Genomic DNA, 15,888 nt, shown 5'->3' with positions numbered 1-15,888 from the left:
CAAACCCGGAGGAAAGACGGTGAAGCCGAATCTAGGAAAGATCCTTGCGATGTCCGCCAGCGCCGCGCTGCTGGCGGGCCTGGCCGCCTGTGGCGGCGATGATGACGACGATGACGCGCCGCAGACGCCGCCGCAGGCGAGCGTGCCCCAGGGTTCCACGCTGGACGTGGCCATCCTCGGCACCACCGACCTGCATGCCAACGTGCTGGGCTACGACTACTACAAGCTGGCCGAGGACAAAAGCTACGGCGTGGACCGCACGGCCACGCTGATCGCCAATGCGCGCAAAGAGAACGCCAACACCCTGCTGTTCGACAACGGCGACACCATCCAGGGCACGGCCCTGTCCGATTACCAGGCGCTGGTGGCGCCGGTGCAATGCAGCGACATGCTGGCGATTTACAAGCAGATGAAGCTGCTGGCCTATGACGCGGCCACGCTGGGCAACCACGAGTTCAACTACGGCCTGCCCTTCCTGTCGCAAGTCACGAATACGGACTTCGGGCTGGCCGGCATCGGCAAGGGCACGGCGCAGACCAATTCCGCCGGCGCCAAGGACTGCGCGGCGCCGGGCTTTCCCTTCGTCTCCGCCAACGTGGTGTCCGCCGCCAGCAAACAGCCCATCTTCAAGCCCTGGGTCCTGCTGAACAAGACCTTCAAGGCCACCGACCCCAACGGCAAGCAGATCGAGGTCGCGCTGAAAGTCGGCGTGATCGGCTTTGCGCCCCCGCCCATCCTGCAATGGGACAAGGCCAATCTGGAAGGCCACGTGGAAGTCGCCGGCTGGAAGGAATCGGCGCAGCGCTACGTGCCGGAAATGCGCGCGGCCGGCGCGGACCTGGTGGTGGCATTGGCGCATGGCGGCATCGACATGCTCACCGAGTACAGCCCGGCCATGGAGAACGGCGCCGGCTACCTGAGCCAGGTGGCCGGTATCGATGCGCTGATCACCGGCCACCAGCACCTGCTGTTCCCCGACACCAATGCCAAGTCGCAATTCGCGGGCCAGCCCGGCATAAATCTGGAGAAAGGCCTGATCAACGGCGTGCCGACGGTGCAGGCCGGCCAATGGGGCAACAACCTCGGCCAGATCACGCTCAAGCTTGCCTATGACAAAGGCTGGCAGGTGCAGAAGGACGCCACGCGCGTGCAGCGTATCTCCACGCGCCTGACCGCGCAGAACGGCGCCACGCCCGCGACCTACGTCGAACCCGATGCCGCCGTGCAACAGCTGGTGCAGGCAGAACACGCCGCCACCATTTCCTATGTCAAAACGCCCATCGGCCAGAGCCGGTTCGACATGGCGACCTATTACGCGCTGGCGGGCGACGTGTCGGCGCTGCAGATCGTCAACATGGCGCAGATCGATTATCTGACGGACTACATCGCCAAGAACAAGCCGTCATACGCCGCCCTGCCCATCCTGTCGGCGGCTGCGCCCTTCAAGGGCGGACGCAACGGTCCGGGCGACTTCACCTACGTAAAGCAGGGCAACATCGCCATCAATAACGCCGCCGATCTCTACCTGTACCCGAACACCTTGCAAGTGGTGCGGGTCAGCGGCGACATCGTGCGCCAGTGGCTGGAGAAGACTGCCGAGCAGTTCAGGCAGATCGACCCGGGCCAGGTCGCGCCGCAGGACCTGATCGACACGGGCTTCCCGACCTTCAACTTCGACGTGCTGTATGCCGCGGGCAATGCCCTGCGGTATGAAATCGACGTCACCCGCCCCAAGGGCTCGCGCATCACGAAGTTGACGTACCAGGGCGCGCCGCTAGATCCTGCCGCGCAGTTCCTGGTGGTCACGAACAACTACCGCGCCAGCGGCGGCGGCGACTTCCCCGGCCTGGCCGGCGGCAAGGGAGACATCGTGCTGCAAGCCCCGGACGCCAGCCGCGACGTGCTGATCAGCTACATCAGGAAGCACCCGGACCTGGATCTGGCGACCTACGGCCTGGACCGCAGCTGGCGCTTTGCGCGGGTGGGCGCCCTGGCCGGCCCGGTGGTGTTTTCGTCGGTGCCGGGCACCCTGGCCATGGCCGCGGCGCATGGCGTGGACAACGTCACGGTGCACGACGCCACGCCCGACTCCGTGACCCAGTTGTCGCGCTACGCGGTGGACCTCAGCCGCTAAGGCTGGCGGTAGTAGACGCAGATGCGCCGGCCGCCGATCTCGTGCACCTCGATCGGCAGCTCGTAAAGTTCGCTCAGGACCTCCGGCCGGACCAGTTCGGCCGGAGTCCCCTGATGCGCGATGCGCCCCGCCCGCATCGCCACGATGCGGTCCGCGTATGTGGACGCGAAGTTGATGTCGTGCAGCACCAGCACCACCGTCTTGCCCAGCTCGTCCGCCGCGCGCCGCAAGGTGCCCATCATGGCGACCGCGTGCTTCATGTCCAGGCTGTTCAGGGGTTCGTCCAGCAGGACGTAGCGCGTGTCCTGGCACAGCACCATCGCCACGAAGGCGCGCTGGCGCTGCCCGCCCGACATCTCGTCCAGGTAGCGGTCGGCCAGCGGCTCCAGGTTCAGGTAGGCGATGGCGCGGTCGATGTGGGCCTTGTCGTCCAGCGTCAGGCGGCCGCCCGTGTGCGGATAGCGGCCGAACGCGACCAGGTCCCTCGCCGTCAGCCGCAACGGCAAGTGATTATCCTGCCGCAGGATGGCCAGGCGGCGGGCCAGTTCGCGGCTGTCGGCCCGGGTCACGTCCAGCCCCTCGACCAGCACGCGGCCCGCCGACATCGGCAGCAGCCGGCTGACCATGGACAGCAGCGTGGACTTGCCCGCGCCATTGGGACCGATGATGGCCGTCACGCCCCCCGCGGGCAGCGACAGGCTGACGTCGTCGACCACCACGCTGTCGCCGTACTGCTTGCTGACTTGCTGGATCTCTATCATCGGCGCCCCCTGCGCAGGATCAGGACGAGGAACATCAGCCCGCCCAGGAATTCGATCACCACGCTGACGGTGGTATTCAGGCCCAGCACGCGTTCAAGCAGCGTCTGGCCGCCCACCAGGAAGATCACGCTCAGCAGCACGGCCGCTGGAACCGTGTGGCGGTGCCGGTCGGACCCCATGGCCTGATAGGCCAGGTTGCTGACCAGCAGGCCGAAGAATGTCACCGGCCCCACCAGCGCGGTGGACACCGACACCAGCACCGCGATGGCGGCCAGCGTCAGCATCAGCGTGCGGCGATAGTCCACGCCCAGGTTCACCGCAATGTCGCGGCCCAGCGCCAGCACGTCGTAGCGCCGCCGCATGCGCCACACCAGCAGCGACGCCGCGCACACCGCGGCCAGCGCGATCGGCAACAGGCCCACACGCACGGTATTGAAGCTGGCGAACATGCGGTCCTGCAACACCAGGAATTCATTGGGGTCGATCAGCCGCACCACGAAGTTGGACAGGCTGCGAAACAACAGGCCGAAGATGATGCCCACCAGCATCATCAGGTGCAGGCTGCGCACCGCGTCCGAAAACAGCCAGCGGAACAGCAGGCAGGCGAACGCCGTCATGGCGCCGACCTCCAGCAGGAAGGCGGCCACCGGATGGCTGGCGGCCGTGGCCGCCTGGCCGAAGCCGAACACCACCACGGCCTGTATCAGCAGGTACAGGGCGTCAAAGCCCATGATGGCCGGCGTCAGGATGCGGTTGTGGGTGATCGTCTGGAACAGCACCGACGACACCGCCACGGCATAGGCCACCAGCAGCATCGCCGCCAGCTTGGCGCCGCGGAACGGAATCACGAAGGACCACTGGCCGTTGGCGCCCAGCGTCATGAAGGCGATGGCGCAGGTCAGCGCAAGAGCGCCCAGCAGCCACAGACGCCAGGTTTGCGGCGCACGGACCGGCGCCGGCGCGGAGATGGCGAGTTCAGCCAAGCCGGTTCCTCCGCGTGCGCAACAGCCACAGGAACAGGATGCTGCCCAGCACGCCGACCACAGTGCCGATGGGAATCTCGTAGGGATGGATCACCAGCCTGCCGATGACGTCGCAGGCCAGCACGAACACGCCGCCCAGCACCGCCACCCAGGGAATGGAGCGACGCATGTTGTCGCCCAGCACCAGGCTGACGGCGTTGGGCACGATCAGGCCCAGAAAGGGTATGCCGCCCGCCGTCACCACCACCACGGCCGAAATCGCCGACACGATCAGCAGTCCGGCCAGCGTCAGCCGCGCATGGTTCAAGCCCAGGTTGGCGGCGAACTCGCGGCCCATGCCGGCCACGGTGTAGCGATCGGCCGCCGCGTAAGCCGCGCAGGCCAGGCCGAAGCCTATCCATAGCAGTTCATAACGTCCCCGCAGCACGCCGGAAAAATCGCCCGTGGTCCAGGCGTGCAGCGACTGCAGCAGGTCGTAGCGGTAGGCGACGAAGGTGGTGGCGGCGTGGATCACCCCGCCCAGGATCAGGCCGATCAGCGGCACGATGAAGGGCGTGCGCAGCGGTACGCGCTTGAGCAGCGCCAGGAACAGCAGGGTGCCCGCCAGCGCAAAGCCCGTGGCCGTCAGCATCTTGCCGATCACGGGCGTATCCGGCGCCAGCAGCGTGACCACGAGTATGCCCAGTGTGGCGGACTCCACGGTGCCGGCCGTGGTGGGTTCGACGTAGCGGTTGCGCACCAGCATCTGCATGATGAGCCCCGCCACCGCCAGCGACATGCCGGCCAGCAGCAAGGCCAGCGTGCGGGGAATGCGGCTGACCATCAGCAGGCGCCAGGCGCGCTCGGCCTCGTCGCCATTGCCCCACAGCGCGGACAGGCTGAGCTGCCCCGCGCCCAGGCTGACGCTGGCCGCGCACAGGGCCAGCAGCAAGCCCACTGCCGCCGCCAGCCCGCCCCAACCGCCTATCGACTGCCGCCAACTCACCCGCGATTACTCCCGCCGCTCACGCATCAGGCTTTACTTGCCCGCGGCCAGCGCGGCCGCGATCTCGTCCACGTTCTGCTGCATGGCGGTCAGGCCCGCGCTGCCCAGCAGATACCAGTTGTAGCCGTTCAGATAGACCACGCGCTTGTTCTTCCAGGCCTTGGTCGGACGCACCAGCTCGTTGTCCAGCATGCGCTGGGCCGACACGCCTTCACGGCCGATGGCGGCGTCGCGGTCGATCACGAACAGCCAGTCGGGGTCGGTCTGGGCGATGAACTCGAACGAGATCGCCTGGCCGTGGTTCGACACGCTCAGCCCCGTCGTCGCCGGCTTGATGCCGAAGGCGTCGTGGATCACGCCGAAGCGCGAACCCGGACCGTAGGCGCTCATCTTGCCGCCAGTGGTCAGCACGATCAGCGCGGTGCCGGCGTTGGCCGCCTTGCCGTTCAGGTCCGCGATCGAAGCGCGCAGGGCGTCGAGCTTGGTCTTGGCGACAGCCTGCTTGCCGTAGATGGCGGCCAGCGTTTCGGTGTTGCGCGTCACGCTGCCGACCAGGTCCTTCGCATTGACCGTCAGGTCCACGGTGGGCGCCAGCTTGGCGAGCTCGTCGTACTTGGGCGCGGAGCGGCCCGCGACGAAGATGAGTTGCGGCGCGGCGGCGTGGATCACCTCGTAGTTGGGCTCGAACATCGACCCCACCTTCAGGTAGCGCTGATCGGCATACTGGCTGAGCTGCGGCGGCCACTTGGCCACCGTCGGCACGCCCGCCACGTTTACGTCCAGCGCATGCAGGGTGTCCAGCACGGCCAGGTCCATCACCACTGTCTTCGCCGGGTTGGCCGGCACGGCGGTTTCGCCGCGCGCGTGCTTCACCGGCACCGTCGCCTGCGCGGCGCATACCGCCGTGGCGGCGCCCAGGACCAGCGCGGCCCCGGCCTGCATCGCCCAACGCCGGACGCGGCCTGCCTGCATTTGCTTCTTCATGCGTACCTCTTCATGTTGCGGGCGCCAAGCGCCCTTTCAAACTCAGAACTTGACGCCCACGCCCAGCCAGTAGCGGCGGCCGTCCTCGACGTAACCGTAGTCGTCGTACGTGACCTGCTTGTCGAACAGGTTGTAGATGCCGGCGTACACCGCCACCGTCTTGTTCACCTGGTACGAACCGCCCAGATCCACGAACGTGTAGGAAGGCGCGACCACCGACGAGGACGAGGGGCCGGTGATGGGCTGGCTTTCCTTGCCGCGGTAGTTCAGGCGCGCCCATGCCTGCAGCGCGTCCGAGGCCTGCCAGTTCACCGTGGTGGTGAACAGGTGCTTGGGCAGCTGGTTCAGCGGCTGGCCCTTGTACTGGCCCGACTTCTGCTCCGACTTGGTGAAGGTGTAGCTGCTGGTCAGGGACCAGTCGCGCGACAGCGGCAGCTTCAGGTTGGCTTCCACGCCGCGCGAATTGGCCTTGTCCACGTTCATGTAGGTGGTCGGGTCCGAGCCGAACTGGTTCGGGCCGTCCGTGCACTGGGTCGCCGGGCAAGCCACGCGGGTGATCTTGTCCTTGAAGTCGTTGTTGAAGATCGTCAGGCCGGCGTTGAAGCCTTCGCCGTCGTCATACAGGATGCCGATTTCCTCGGTCACCGACTTCTCGGGCGTCAGGTCCGGGTTGCCGTACATATTGCCGCCGCGGCTGACCTGGCCCCAGCCCGCCACCGTCTGGCGCAGGTCGGGCGCGCGGAAACCGGTGGACACGCCGCCCTTCAGGGTCCAGCGGTCGGCCATGTGCCAGACGCCGTACAGGCGCGGGCTGAAGTGCGTGCCGAAGTTCTCGTCTTCGTCCATGCGCAGGCCGGTGGTGACGGCGAAGGTCTCGGTCAGGCGCCATTCGTCTTCGGCGAACAAGGCCCACTGGTAGCGGTCCACCTTGCTGGGGCCGTTGGCCAGCTGGTTGCCGGTCTGGTCGTTCAAGCGCTGGCTCAGGTAGCTGCCGCCCAGGGTCAGCATGTGCGAACCCAGGGGCAAGGTCCAGCTCGTCTGGATGTCCAGGTTCTTGATCTTCATCTGGCGCGAGCGGTTGTCGAACTCTTCCTGCTGCACATAGCTGTCCGACACGCCCCAGCCCCAGCGTCCGGTATGCGACAGCGCCCACTTGTTGCTGCGGTAGTCGGTATCGGACGAGGCCGGGCAACCATTGCGCCCGCAAGCCTGGCCGGGCGGCAGCGGCTCGACCGTCTTGCCCAGCGTTTCGTGCAGCTTCTGGCGCATGGTGGTCGCTTCCAGCACGATGTCGTGGTCGCGGTTGGGCGTCAGCGCCAGCTTGGCCGTGACGCTTTCCGAGTTGCGCTTGCGGAAGCCGTCGACGATGTCGTCTTCGTCGCGCTGCGTGGCCTGGCCGTAGATCTGCAGGCCCAGCAGGTCCGTCTTGATCGGGCCGGACAGGTAGAAGTTGCCCTGGTAGATGTCGCCCGACTTGTTGCTTTCCTGGATGGTGGTGTCCAGGCGGATCTCGCCGCCCCACTCCGAAGGCACCTTGCGCGTGATGATGTTGATCACCCCGCCCATGGCGTCCGAGCCGTACAGCGAGGACATGGGGCCGCGCACCACCTCGATGCGCTCGATGGCGGAAAGCGGCGGGGTCCAGCCGCCTTCGACGCCCGTGGAGTCCGAGTTGGTGCGGGTCTCGCGCGAGTTCTGGCGCTTGCCGTCGATCAGTATCAGCGTGTACTTGGGGCCCATGCCACGCAGGCTGATGTCCTGGCGATCGCCGCCGCCGGTGACGATCACGCCTGGCACGTCCACCAGCGCGTCGTTGATGTCGCGGTAGAACTTCTTGTCCAGGTCCTCGCGGGTGATCACGCTGATCGATGCCGGCGCATCCTGGATCTGCTGTTCATAACCCGAGGCCGTCACCACCACGGTATCCAGCGTCTTTGCGGTGTCGGCGCTCTGCGCCCACGCGGGCTGCGCCACGCCGAAACCCGCTGCGCACAGGGCTGCCGCCAACTGCGTGCGCGAACCCGGACCGCGCCGGCCGGCGACCAATTCTTTGCTGCTCATGATTCCAGTTTCTCCCGTCCCAGGCCCGCGCCCCACCCCGCGTGCGGCGTCCGTCCTGCCCCGTATTTATTAATGAAAACCATTCTCATATTAGAATTGGACCTGCCGGGAGCCAGCAACACGCTTTCCGCAACTTTTATCTTCTTTGAACTTCTTGACACTCCGGCCCGCGGCCATAAGCCAAACTGCCGGATGCAGAACCGACGACACGCATGCCTTTTTCCCACGCACCGGCGACTCGCCGCATCCTGCTGATTGACGACGATGTCGAGCTTGCGCAGATGCTGCGCGAGTACCTGGAACCCGGTCACTGCCAGCTCACCCTGGCGCATAGCGGCACGCAGGGCCTGGCCCTGTTGGCTCAGGACGACTACGACCTGGTGCTGCTGGACCTGATGCTGCCCGACGGCAACGGGCTGGATCTGCTGAAGCAATACCGCCAACGCTCGCGCCGGCCGGTCATCATGTTCACCGCCCACGGCGGCGAGACGGACCGCGTGCTGGGCCTGGAGTTCGGCGCCGACGATTACCTGGCCAAGCCCTTCAGTCCGCGCGAACTCAAGGCCCGCATCACGGCCGTGCTGCGCCGTTTCGAGGAAGTGCCGGACACGGCCCGCCCCGCCCTGGCGCTGGGCGCAGTGTCGCTGGACGCCGCCACCGGCGTGCTGCGGATGGGCGACAGTGAAATCCCGCTGACTGGCGCCGAACAGCGCATCCTGGAAATCCTCATGCGCACGCCCGGCCAGGTGGTCGCGCGCGACCAGATCGGCCTGTACGCGCTGGGCCGCAAGCCGGACCGCTACGACCGCAGCATCGACACCCACATCAGCTCGCTGCGCAAGAAGCTGCGCAGCGACGGCGGCGCCGAGACCTTGGCGATCCGCAACCTGCGCGGCCTGGGTTACGTGCTGGCGGGCGCTGACTGATGGCCTGGCTGCCCACCCGCTCGCTATTCGGACGCGCCTTCCTGACCTTCTGGGGTGCGATGGCCGTCATCCTGGTCTGCGGCATGGTGCTGACGGCCGCGGTCGCCTGGTACCGCTTCAATTCCCTGGATGGCCTGAATCCCGGCAATCTCACGCGCGATGCTGCGCAGATCGCCCGCAGCGAGGGCGTGGATGGCCTGGAACGCTGGGTCGAAGCCATGGACCGGCGCTACTCGGCGCTGAAGATCTACGTCATGGACGCCCAGGACAAGGACATCCTGGGCCGGCGGCTGCCCGCCCGCATGGAAGACTGGCTGAGCGATTTCCGCGCCGGGCCGGACCGTTCGCCGAAAGCCGACTACCTTCCCGCCGACCCCACCGGCGAGCGCGTTTCCTGGTGGGAACCGCAAAAGCTGGTCTTGCCCGATGGTTCGCAGCTGTTGCTGCTGTTCCTGCCGTTCGATTCATCGCATTGGGAAGTGCTGGCCCTGTCGCCCGTGGCGCTGGCCCTGGTGCTGTTCGCGCTGGCGGTGACCGCACCGTTCTGCTGGGCCCTGAGCCGCCACGTGACGGCGCCCTTGGCGCAGTTGCGCCAGACCACGCATGCCCTGTCCGCCGGGCGGCTGGATGCGCACACGCCCGCCAAGCTGGCCCGACGCAAGGACGAACTGGGCCAGCTTGCGCGCGACTTCGACGCCATGGCCGACCGACTGAAGGCGCTGGTCGACACGCGCGAACAGCTGCTGCACAACATCGCACACGAACTGCGTTCGCCGCTTGCACGGCTGCGGCTGGCGGCGGAGCTCGCGCGGCGCAAGGACGAGCGCCAGGATCTGCAGCTGGACCGCATCGAACTCGAATGCGAACGCCTGGACGCGCTGGTCGGCAACACCTTGCGGCTGGCGCGCCTGGGCGCCCTGCCCGTGCCTACTGACACCCTGGACCTGGCCGAACTCGTGTCGGACGTCGTCGAGGATGCACGCTTTGAGGCTGGCGGCCGGCAGATCCGCATAGAGTGGAGCCAACATGCGCCCGTGCCCCTGGTCGGCGACCGCTGCAGCCTGGCCAGCGCCATCGAGAACGTACTGCGCAACGCCCTGCGCTTTGCGCCCGCGCACAGCGCGATCCGCGTGCGCCTGCTGTCGAACGCGCACGAAGCCTGCCTGGAGATCGAGGATCATGGGCCCGGCGTGGCCGCCGAAGAGCTGCAATCGCTGTTCGAGCCCTTCTATCGCACCGCCTCGGGCGCGCGCAAGCCGGGCAGCGGCGCCGGACTGGGCCTGTCGATTGCCCAGGCCGCCGTGGCCGCGCACAAGGGCAGGATGTCGGCCCGCAATATTTCGCCACAGGGGCTGAGCGTGCGGCTGGAACTGCCGCGCCTGAACGGCTGAAGCCAGGGTCGATCAGTCGGCGTCGGCCAGGATCGCGGCCGGCAGCCGCGGCAATACCCGCATGGCGTTGGCGGTGGTGGCATGGGCCACCTGCGCCGGCGTGATGCCACGCAATTCCGCCAACGTGGCCGCGATGCGGACCAGTTCGGCAGGCGCATTGCGCCGATGCGGCGGATGCAGCCAGGCCGGAGGGATGTCCGGCGCATCGGTTTCCAGCACCAGGTGCGCCAGGTCCACGTCTACCGCATGGCGGCGTATCTGCAAGGCGCGCTCATAGGTCATGGCGCCGCCCAGGCCCAGCGCGAATCCCTGGTCTATGAATGCCTGCGCCTGCTGCGCGCTGCCGTTGAAGGCGTGCGCAATGCCGCCGATGCGCGGATGGCGGCGCAGGTACTTCAAGAGGATGTCCTGCGACTTGCGCACGTGCAGCAGCACCGGCAGGCCGAACTCGGCAGCCAGCGCCAGTTGCGCAGCGTAGAAGCGCTCCTGGCGCTCGCGCGGTTCGCCGGAGGCTATTTCGGGAACGAAGAAATCCAGGCCAATCTCGCCGATGGCGACGAAGCGAGGATCGCCCAGCGCATCCTTGACGGCAGCGCGCAGCGCTTCCAGATCGGCGTCGCTGGCGCGCTGGACGTATAGCGGATGGATGCCCAGCGCATAGGCGCCGCCGGCCGTCTTGCCGGCCAGCTCGCGCACCGCGGAAAAATTGGCGCGTTCGACCGCTGGAATCACAATGGACTGCACGCCTGCCTGGCAGGCGCCGTCGGCGACTTGCTCGCGGTCGGCGTCGAACTCGGCGGCATCCAGGTGGCAATGGGTATCGATCAGCATGGGCGCGACCTCCTTGCCCGGATTATCCCCCGGCGCGCCTTAACCCGAAACCAGGCGGCCGTTTTCCATGAGCAGCTGGCGGTCGGCGCGGGCGGCCAGTTCCGGGTCGTGCGTGACGATGGCGAACGCCGTGCCGGACTCCTGGTTCACCCGCGTCAGCAGTTCGAACATATTGTGCGCCGTGTGGCGGTCCAGGTTGCCGGTGGGCTCGTCGGCCAGCACGCAGACGGGCCGCGTGACCAGGGCGCGCGCCAGCGCCACGCGCTGCCGTTCGCCGCCGGACAGCTGGCCCGGGAAGTGACCTTCGCGCGCGGCCAGGCCCACCATGCCCAGGACCTCGTGCGCGGCTTGCCGCGCCTTGTCGCGGCTTTCACGGCGCACGATCAGCGGCATCGCCACGTTGTCCAGCGCCGAGAACTCCGGCAGCAGGTGGTGGAACTGGTAGACGAAACCCAGGCTGCGGTTGCGCACGGCGCTCTTGCGGGCCTCGGACAGCCCGACGGCAAGCTGGCCGTCCACCGAAACCGAGCCGCTGGTGGGCACGTCCAGCAGGCCCAGGATATGCAGCAGCGTGCTCTTGCCGGAGCCGGAGGCGCCGACGATGGCGACCATTTCGCCGCGCGCCACGGTCAGGCTGACGTTGCTCAGCACTTCGATGCGCGCAGGGCCTTCGTCGTAGACCTTGACGATGTTGTCGGCCTGCAGCGCGGGAGTCAGCATGTCAGTCATGGCGCAGCACCTGTGCGGGTTGCAGGCGCGAGGCGCGCCAGCTGGGGTACAGGGTCGCCAGCAGCGACAGCACCAGGGAGGTCACGCCGATGGTGACGATGTCGCCCATCTGCGGATCCGACGGCAAGGCGCTGATGAAATAGATTTCGCGCGGCAGGAAATGCACGCCCAGCAGACCTTCGATGAACGGCACGATCACGTCCACGTTATAGGCAATGAGGATGCCGCCCGCGACCCCCAGCAGCGTGCCGATCACGCCGATCAGCGCCCCTTGCACCAGGAAGATGCGGGCGATTTCTCGCGGTCCCGCGCCCAGCGTGCGCAGGATGGCGATGTCGGACTGCTTGTCCTTCACGGCCATGACCAGGGACGACAGCAGGTTGAACGCGGCCACGGCCACGATCAGCGCCAGGATCAGGAACATCATGCGCTTTTCGGTCTTCACCGCCGCGAACCAGGTGCGGTTGTTGCGCGACCAGTCGCTGGCCATCATGTAGGGCGGCAGCACCTTCTGCAATTCGGCCGCCACTTCCGGCGCGCGCTGCATGTCGGCGATGCGCAGGCGCACGCCGGCGGTGCCGCTGTCGCGGAACACGCGGGCGGCGTCCTCGTCGTCGACGAAGGCCAGCGAAGAATCGTATTCGTAGTGGCCGGACGAGAACACGCCCACCACGGTGAACTGGCGCATGCGCGGCGTGAAGCCCGCCGGGCTGATCGAGCCTTGCGGCGCCATCATCAGGAGCGTGTCGCCCAGCTTGACGCCCATGCCGTCGGCCAGTTCATTGCCCAGCACCACGCCGAAGCTGCCAGGCTTGAGGTCGGCGAGCTTGCCCGACACCATCTGGCGCGGCAGGTCCGACACATTGCCTTCGGTCTGCGGATCGATGCCGCGCACCTGCACGCCGCGCAAGGCCTGCCCGCGCACCAGCATGCCCTGCGCCGCCACGAACGGAGCGCCGGCCTTGACGGCGGGATTCTTCTCGGCGGCGGAAGCGAACTCCTGCCATCTCTCCAGCACCCGCTCCGGCGCCGCGCCGGGGATGTAGAGTTCGATGTGTGGCAGCACCGACAGCATGCGGTCGCGCACTTCCTTCTGGAAGCCGTTCATCACGGACAGCACCACGATCAGGGCGGCAACGCCCAGCGCAATGCCCGCCATGGAACTGGCGGCGATGAAGGAGATGAAGCGATCGCGGCGGCCGCGTCGCTGGCGGATTCGGGCCAACCCGGCATAGCGGGCGCCTATCCATAGTTCGTAGGGTATTTTCAGCACGAGCGCATTATGGCATTAACCGCCTGGATTCCGCCCCGCGGATGTGCGGTTCCGAGACCAGGCGTTTCAAGCTATGGCAGTGGCGGACGCCGCTTAGTTCCCGCGGCCCGCGCGGACTACAATCGCGCCCATGCTGATCGTCATTCCGGGCGCCCTGCCCGCCCTTCCCGTCGCCGCCGAACTGGCCAAGCTCTTGCCCGAACGCGCGCCCACGCTGCACGGCTGGCTCCAGGCCGGCGCCGCCCGGCCCCAGGCCCATGACGTGCGCGTCCAAGGCTGTACGCCCTACGAAGCCTGGCAGTTGGCCCGCGCCGGCTACGTCCCCGAAGCGGGCCTGCCGCCCGGCGCCGGACTGGGTCCGCTGCTGGCCGGCGCCCAAACCGGCGGCGATGGCCCCGTCTGGCTGGCCGAACTGGTCCACCTGGCGCTGGGCACGGACCAGGCCGCCTTGCTGGACCCCGGCCAGATGGAACTGCGCGCCGAGGAAACGGCTGCTCTGCTGGACACCGCCCGCCCCCTGTTCGAAGACACGGGCTTCGAGGTCCAAGCGCTCTCGCCCGAACGCTGGCGCCTGCGCCTGCCGGAGGGCCTGCGGCCGCAGACCGCCAGCCCGCTGGCCGTGGCCGGACAGCGCCTGAACGACTGGTGGCGCCAGGACGCGGAAGCGCGCCCGTGGCGCCGGCTGCTCAATGAAATACAGATGGCCTGGCACGAACACCCGGTCAACGACGCCCGCGCGGCGCGCGGCCTGCCTCCGGTCAATGCGCTGTGGCTGTATGGCGGCGGCAAACCTTGGACGCAGTCCCAGCCAACCCCGGCGCAGGTTTACAGCAACCTGGACGCCCCCCAGCGGGCCGGCGACTGGGCCGCCTGGCTGGACGCCCTGGCCGCGCTGGACGCACAGCATCTGCGCCCGCTGGCCGGCAAGCAAGGCCTGCCGGCCGCGCCCGCCGAACTGCTGCTGCTGGGCGACGACCGCAAGGTCGCCCTCACCCTGAAACCGCGCGGGGGCCTGCTCGGCTTGCTGCCCGCGCCCAAGAAAAACTGGAGCGCCTGGTGGTCTCACCCCGCTTAACCGTCCGCACGCCCGACCTGCAAGCCTGCCGCATCCTGGAAGCCTCGGGCATCCACCCGCTGCTGGCCCGCCTGTGGGCCGCCCGCGGCGTCACCCATCCCGATCAGACCCAGCTCGCCTGGAAGTCGCTGCTGCCGCCCAACGGCCTGACGCATTCGGACCACGCCGCCGGCGTGCTGGCCGACGCCATCCAGACAGGCAAGAAGCTGCTGATCGTGGCCGACTACGATTGCGACGGCGCCACCGCCTGCGCGGTCGGACTGCGCGCGCTGTCCGCCATGGGCGCCGACGTGGACTTCCTGGTGCCCAACCGCTTCGAAACCGGGTACGGCCTGTCGCCGGCCGTGGTCGAGCTGGCGGTCCGGCACCGCGCCGGCAAGCCCGACATCATCATCACCGTGGACAACGGCATCGCCAGCGTGGACGGCGTGGCCGCGGCCAATGAGGCCGGCATCGGCGTGGTGATCACCGACCACCACTTGCCGGGCGACACGCTGCCGGCGGCCCTGGCCATCGTCAACCCGAACCAGCCGGGCTGCGGCTTTCCGTCCAAGAACCTGGCGGGCGTGGGCGTCATTTTCTACATGATGCTGGCGCTGCGCGCCGAGCTGCGCCGCCGCGGCGTCTACGCGGCCGATGGCGGCCCGCGCCTGGACGCGCTGTCCGACCTGGTGGCCCTGGGCACCGTGGCCGACGTGGTCAAGCTGGACGCGAACAACCGCCTGCTGGTCACCCAAGGGCTGCAACGCATGCGCGCGGGCCGCCTGCAGCCCGGGCTGCGCGCGCTGTTCGCCGTGGCCGGACGCGAGCCGCGCGCAGCCAATGGCTTCGACCTGGGCTTTGCGCTCGGCCCGCGCATCAATGCGGCCGGCCGCCTGGCCGACATGAGCCTGGGCATCGCCTGCCTGACCACCGACGACGAGGCGCAGGCGCTGGAAATGGCCCGCGAGCTCGACAACATCAACCGCGAGCGCCGCACCATCGAAGCCGAAATGCGCGAACAGGCGCTGGCCGCCATGGAAGAGCCGAACGCTGCCGCCGGCGCTACGGTCTGCGTGTTCGATCCGGGCTGGCACCAAGGCGTGGTAGGCCTGGTGGCCTCGCGCCTGAAGGAAAAATTCTGGCGCCCCACGCTGGCCTTCGCGCCCGCCGGCGACGATGAAATCCGCGGCTCCGGCCGCTCCATTCCCGACGTGCACCTGCGCGACGCGCTGGACCTGGTGTCCAAGCGCCATCCCAACCTGATCCGCAAGTTCGGCGGCCACGCCATGGCGGCCGGCCTGACGCTGGGCCGCAACGACTTCGCGGCCTTCGCCCCCGCGTTCGACGCCGCCGTGCGCGAGCTGACGGGCCGCGACACCTTCGAGCCGGTGATCGAGACCGACGGCTCGCTGGACACCGGCTACGCCAACGCCGACGTGGCCGGCATGCTGCAGCAGCAGGTCTGGGGCGCCGGCTTCGCCGCGCCGCTGTTCCTGGACGAGTTCGTGGTGCGCAACCAGCGCCTGGTTGGGGAAAAGCACCTGAAACTATCGCTGGAGCGCGGCCACCAGCGCTTCGACGCGATCTGGTTCGGCCACGACCAGTCGCTGCCCGAACACATCCAGGCGGCATACCGGCTGGAGCAGAACGTGTGGAACGGGATGGTGTCGGTGCAGTTGGTGATCGAGCACGCGGGCTAACAAGGCCCGCCATGTAAGCGAGCCCGCCGCGACCCGCGTAGGGTTGCGCGCGGCGGGCGCCTGAACTCTCGTC

General features: G+C 68.0%; 13 protein-coding genes. 5 read left to right on the top strand and 8 right to left on the bottom strand.

Features of this window, described 5'->3' with window-relative positions; all coding sequences use genetic code 11:
- Positions 1–49: 49 nt before the first annotated feature.
- Entirely contained in the window at positions 50–2,134 is a 2,085-nt protein-coding gene (locus tag IB258_RS07200; protein ID WP_054456173.1) for a 5'-nucleotidase C-terminal domain-containing protein, read from the top strand.
- Here IB258_RS07200 and IB258_RS07195 read toward each other — a convergent pair.
- Genes IB258_RS07195 through IB258_RS07175 form a run of 5 tightly spaced genes read right to left on the bottom strand, consistent with a single transcriptional unit; the run spans position 2,131 to position 7,908 of the window.
- Positions 2,131–2,895: an ABC transporter ATP-binding protein gene (locus IB258_RS07195; protein WP_119451240.1), complete on the bottom strand. Its 765-nt coding sequence runs from the start codon at positions 2,893–2,895 to the stop codon at positions 2,131–2,133. The genes IB258_RS07200 and IB258_RS07195 overlap by 4 nt on opposite strands.
- Positions 2,892–3,878, bottom strand: coding sequence for an iron chelate uptake ABC transporter family permease subunit (locus IB258_RS07190; RefSeq protein ID WP_175162182.1), 987 nt, complete (start codon positions 3,876–3,878; stop codon positions 2,892–2,894). Before IB258_RS07190 ends, IB258_RS07195 begins: the two co-directional genes overlap by 4 nt.
- Entirely contained in the window at positions 3,871–4,863 is a 993-nt protein-coding gene (locus IB258_RS07185; RefSeq protein ID WP_054456168.1) for an ABC transporter permease, read from the bottom strand. The genes IB258_RS07190 and IB258_RS07185 overlap by 8 nt, the downstream gene beginning before the upstream one ends.
- Positions 4,864–4,896: 33 nt before the next feature.
- Entirely contained in the window at positions 4,897–5,847 is a 951-nt protein-coding gene (locus IB258_RS07180) for a siderophore ABC transporter substrate-binding protein (RefSeq protein WP_192352331.1), read from the bottom strand.
- 42 nt (positions 5,848–5,889) lie between these two features.
- Positions 5,890–7,908, bottom strand: coding sequence for a ligand-gated channel protein (locus IB258_RS07175; RefSeq protein ID WP_119451239.1), 2,019 nt, complete (start codon positions 7,906–7,908; stop codon positions 5,890–5,892).
- Between the two features lie 212 nt (positions 7,909–8,120).
- Between IB258_RS07175 and IB258_RS07170 the strand changes: the two genes are divergently transcribed.
- Positions 8,121–8,834 (top strand): response regulator transcription factor, encoded by a 714-nt coding sequence (locus IB258_RS07170; protein ID WP_054456165.1) that lies wholly within the window; start codon positions 8,121–8,123, stop codon positions 8,832–8,834.
- Entirely contained in the window at positions 8,834–10,225 is a 1,392-nt protein-coding gene (locus tag IB258_RS07165; RefSeq protein WP_054456162.1) for an ATP-binding protein, read from the top strand. The genes IB258_RS07170 and IB258_RS07165 overlap by 1 nt, the downstream gene beginning before the upstream one ends.
- A gap of 12 nt (positions 10,226–10,237) precedes the next feature.
- Here the strand turns inward: IB258_RS07165 and IB258_RS07160 are convergent, their stop codons facing one another.
- From IB258_RS07160 to IB258_RS07150, 3 genes are read right to left on the bottom strand one after another with little or no spacing between them, the layout of a single operon-like run.
- Positions 10,238–11,056, bottom strand: coding sequence for a TatD family hydrolase (locus IB258_RS07160; RefSeq protein ID WP_054456160.1), 819 nt, complete (start codon positions 11,054–11,056; stop codon positions 10,238–10,240).
- Positions 11,057–11,095: 39 nt separating this feature from the next.
- Positions 11,096–11,785 (bottom strand): ABC transporter ATP-binding protein, encoded by a 690-nt coding sequence (locus tag IB258_RS07155; RefSeq protein WP_119451237.1) that lies wholly within the window; start codon positions 11,783–11,785, stop codon positions 11,096–11,098.
- Positions 11,778–13,010: a lipoprotein-releasing ABC transporter permease subunit gene (locus IB258_RS07150; RefSeq protein WP_233564600.1), complete on the bottom strand. Its 1,233-nt coding sequence runs from the start codon at positions 13,008–13,010 to the stop codon at positions 11,778–11,780. Before IB258_RS07150 ends, IB258_RS07155 begins: the two co-directional genes overlap by 8 nt.
- A gap of 178 nt (positions 13,011–13,188) precedes the next feature.
- Here IB258_RS07150 and IB258_RS07145 point away from each other — a divergent pair, with 178 nt between their 5' ends.
- Both IB258_RS07145 and recJ read left to right on the top strand, forming a co-directional pair.
- Positions 13,189–14,133 (top strand): hypothetical protein, encoded by a 945-nt coding sequence (locus tag IB258_RS07145; RefSeq protein ID WP_192352330.1) that lies wholly within the window; start codon positions 13,189–13,191, stop codon positions 14,131–14,133.
- Positions 14,115–15,815, top strand: a complete 1,701-nt coding sequence (gene recJ, locus IB258_RS07140) for a single-stranded-DNA-specific exonuclease RecJ (protein WP_119451235.1) — start codon at positions 14,115–14,117, stop codon at positions 15,813–15,815. Before IB258_RS07145 ends, recJ begins: the two co-directional genes overlap by 19 nt.
- Positions 15,816–15,888: the final 73 nt, after the last annotated feature.

The sequence above is a fragment of the Achromobacter sp. ACM02 genome (assembly GCF_014851605.1).
GTDB lineage: Bacteria > Pseudomonadota > Gammaproteobacteria > Burkholderiales > Burkholderiaceae_B > Achromobacter > Achromobacter aegrifaciens.
This window is presented reverse-complemented; position numbering and strand designations above follow the sequence as displayed.

Coding starts and splice junctions, on each gene's coding strand:
- IB258_RS07155 (WP_119451237.1), bottom strand. CDS start 11,785: ATGACTGACATGCTGACTCCCGCGCTGCAGGCCGACAACATCGTCAAG.
- IB258_RS07165 (WP_054456162.1), top strand. CDS start 8,834: ATGGCCTGGCTGCCCACCCGCTCGCTATTCGGACGCGCCTTCCTGACC.
- IB258_RS07200 (WP_054456173.1), top strand. CDS start 50: ATGTCCGCCAGCGCCGCGCTGCTGGCGGGCCTGGCCGCCTGTGGCGGC.
- IB258_RS07145 (WP_192352330.1), top strand. CDS start 13,189: ATGCTGATCGTCATTCCGGGCGCCCTGCCCGCCCTTCCCGTCGCCGCC.
- IB258_RS07160 (WP_054456160.1), bottom strand. CDS start 11,056: ATGCTGATCGATACCCATTGCCACCTGGATGCCGCCGAGTTCGACGCC.
- IB258_RS07175 (WP_119451239.1), bottom strand. CDS start 7,908: ATGAGCAGCAAAGAATTGGTCGCCGGCCGGCGCGGTCCGGGTTCGCGC.
- IB258_RS07195 (WP_119451240.1), bottom strand. CDS start 2,895: ATGATAGAGATCCAGCAAGTCAGCAAGCAGTACGGCGACAGCGTGGTG.
- IB258_RS07180 (WP_192352331.1), bottom strand. CDS start 5,847: ATGAAGAAGCAAATGCAGGCAGGCCGCGTCCGGCGTTGGGCGATGCAG.
- IB258_RS07170 (WP_054456165.1), top strand. CDS start 8,121: ATGCCTTTTTCCCACGCACCGGCGACTCGCCGCATCCTGCTGATTGAC.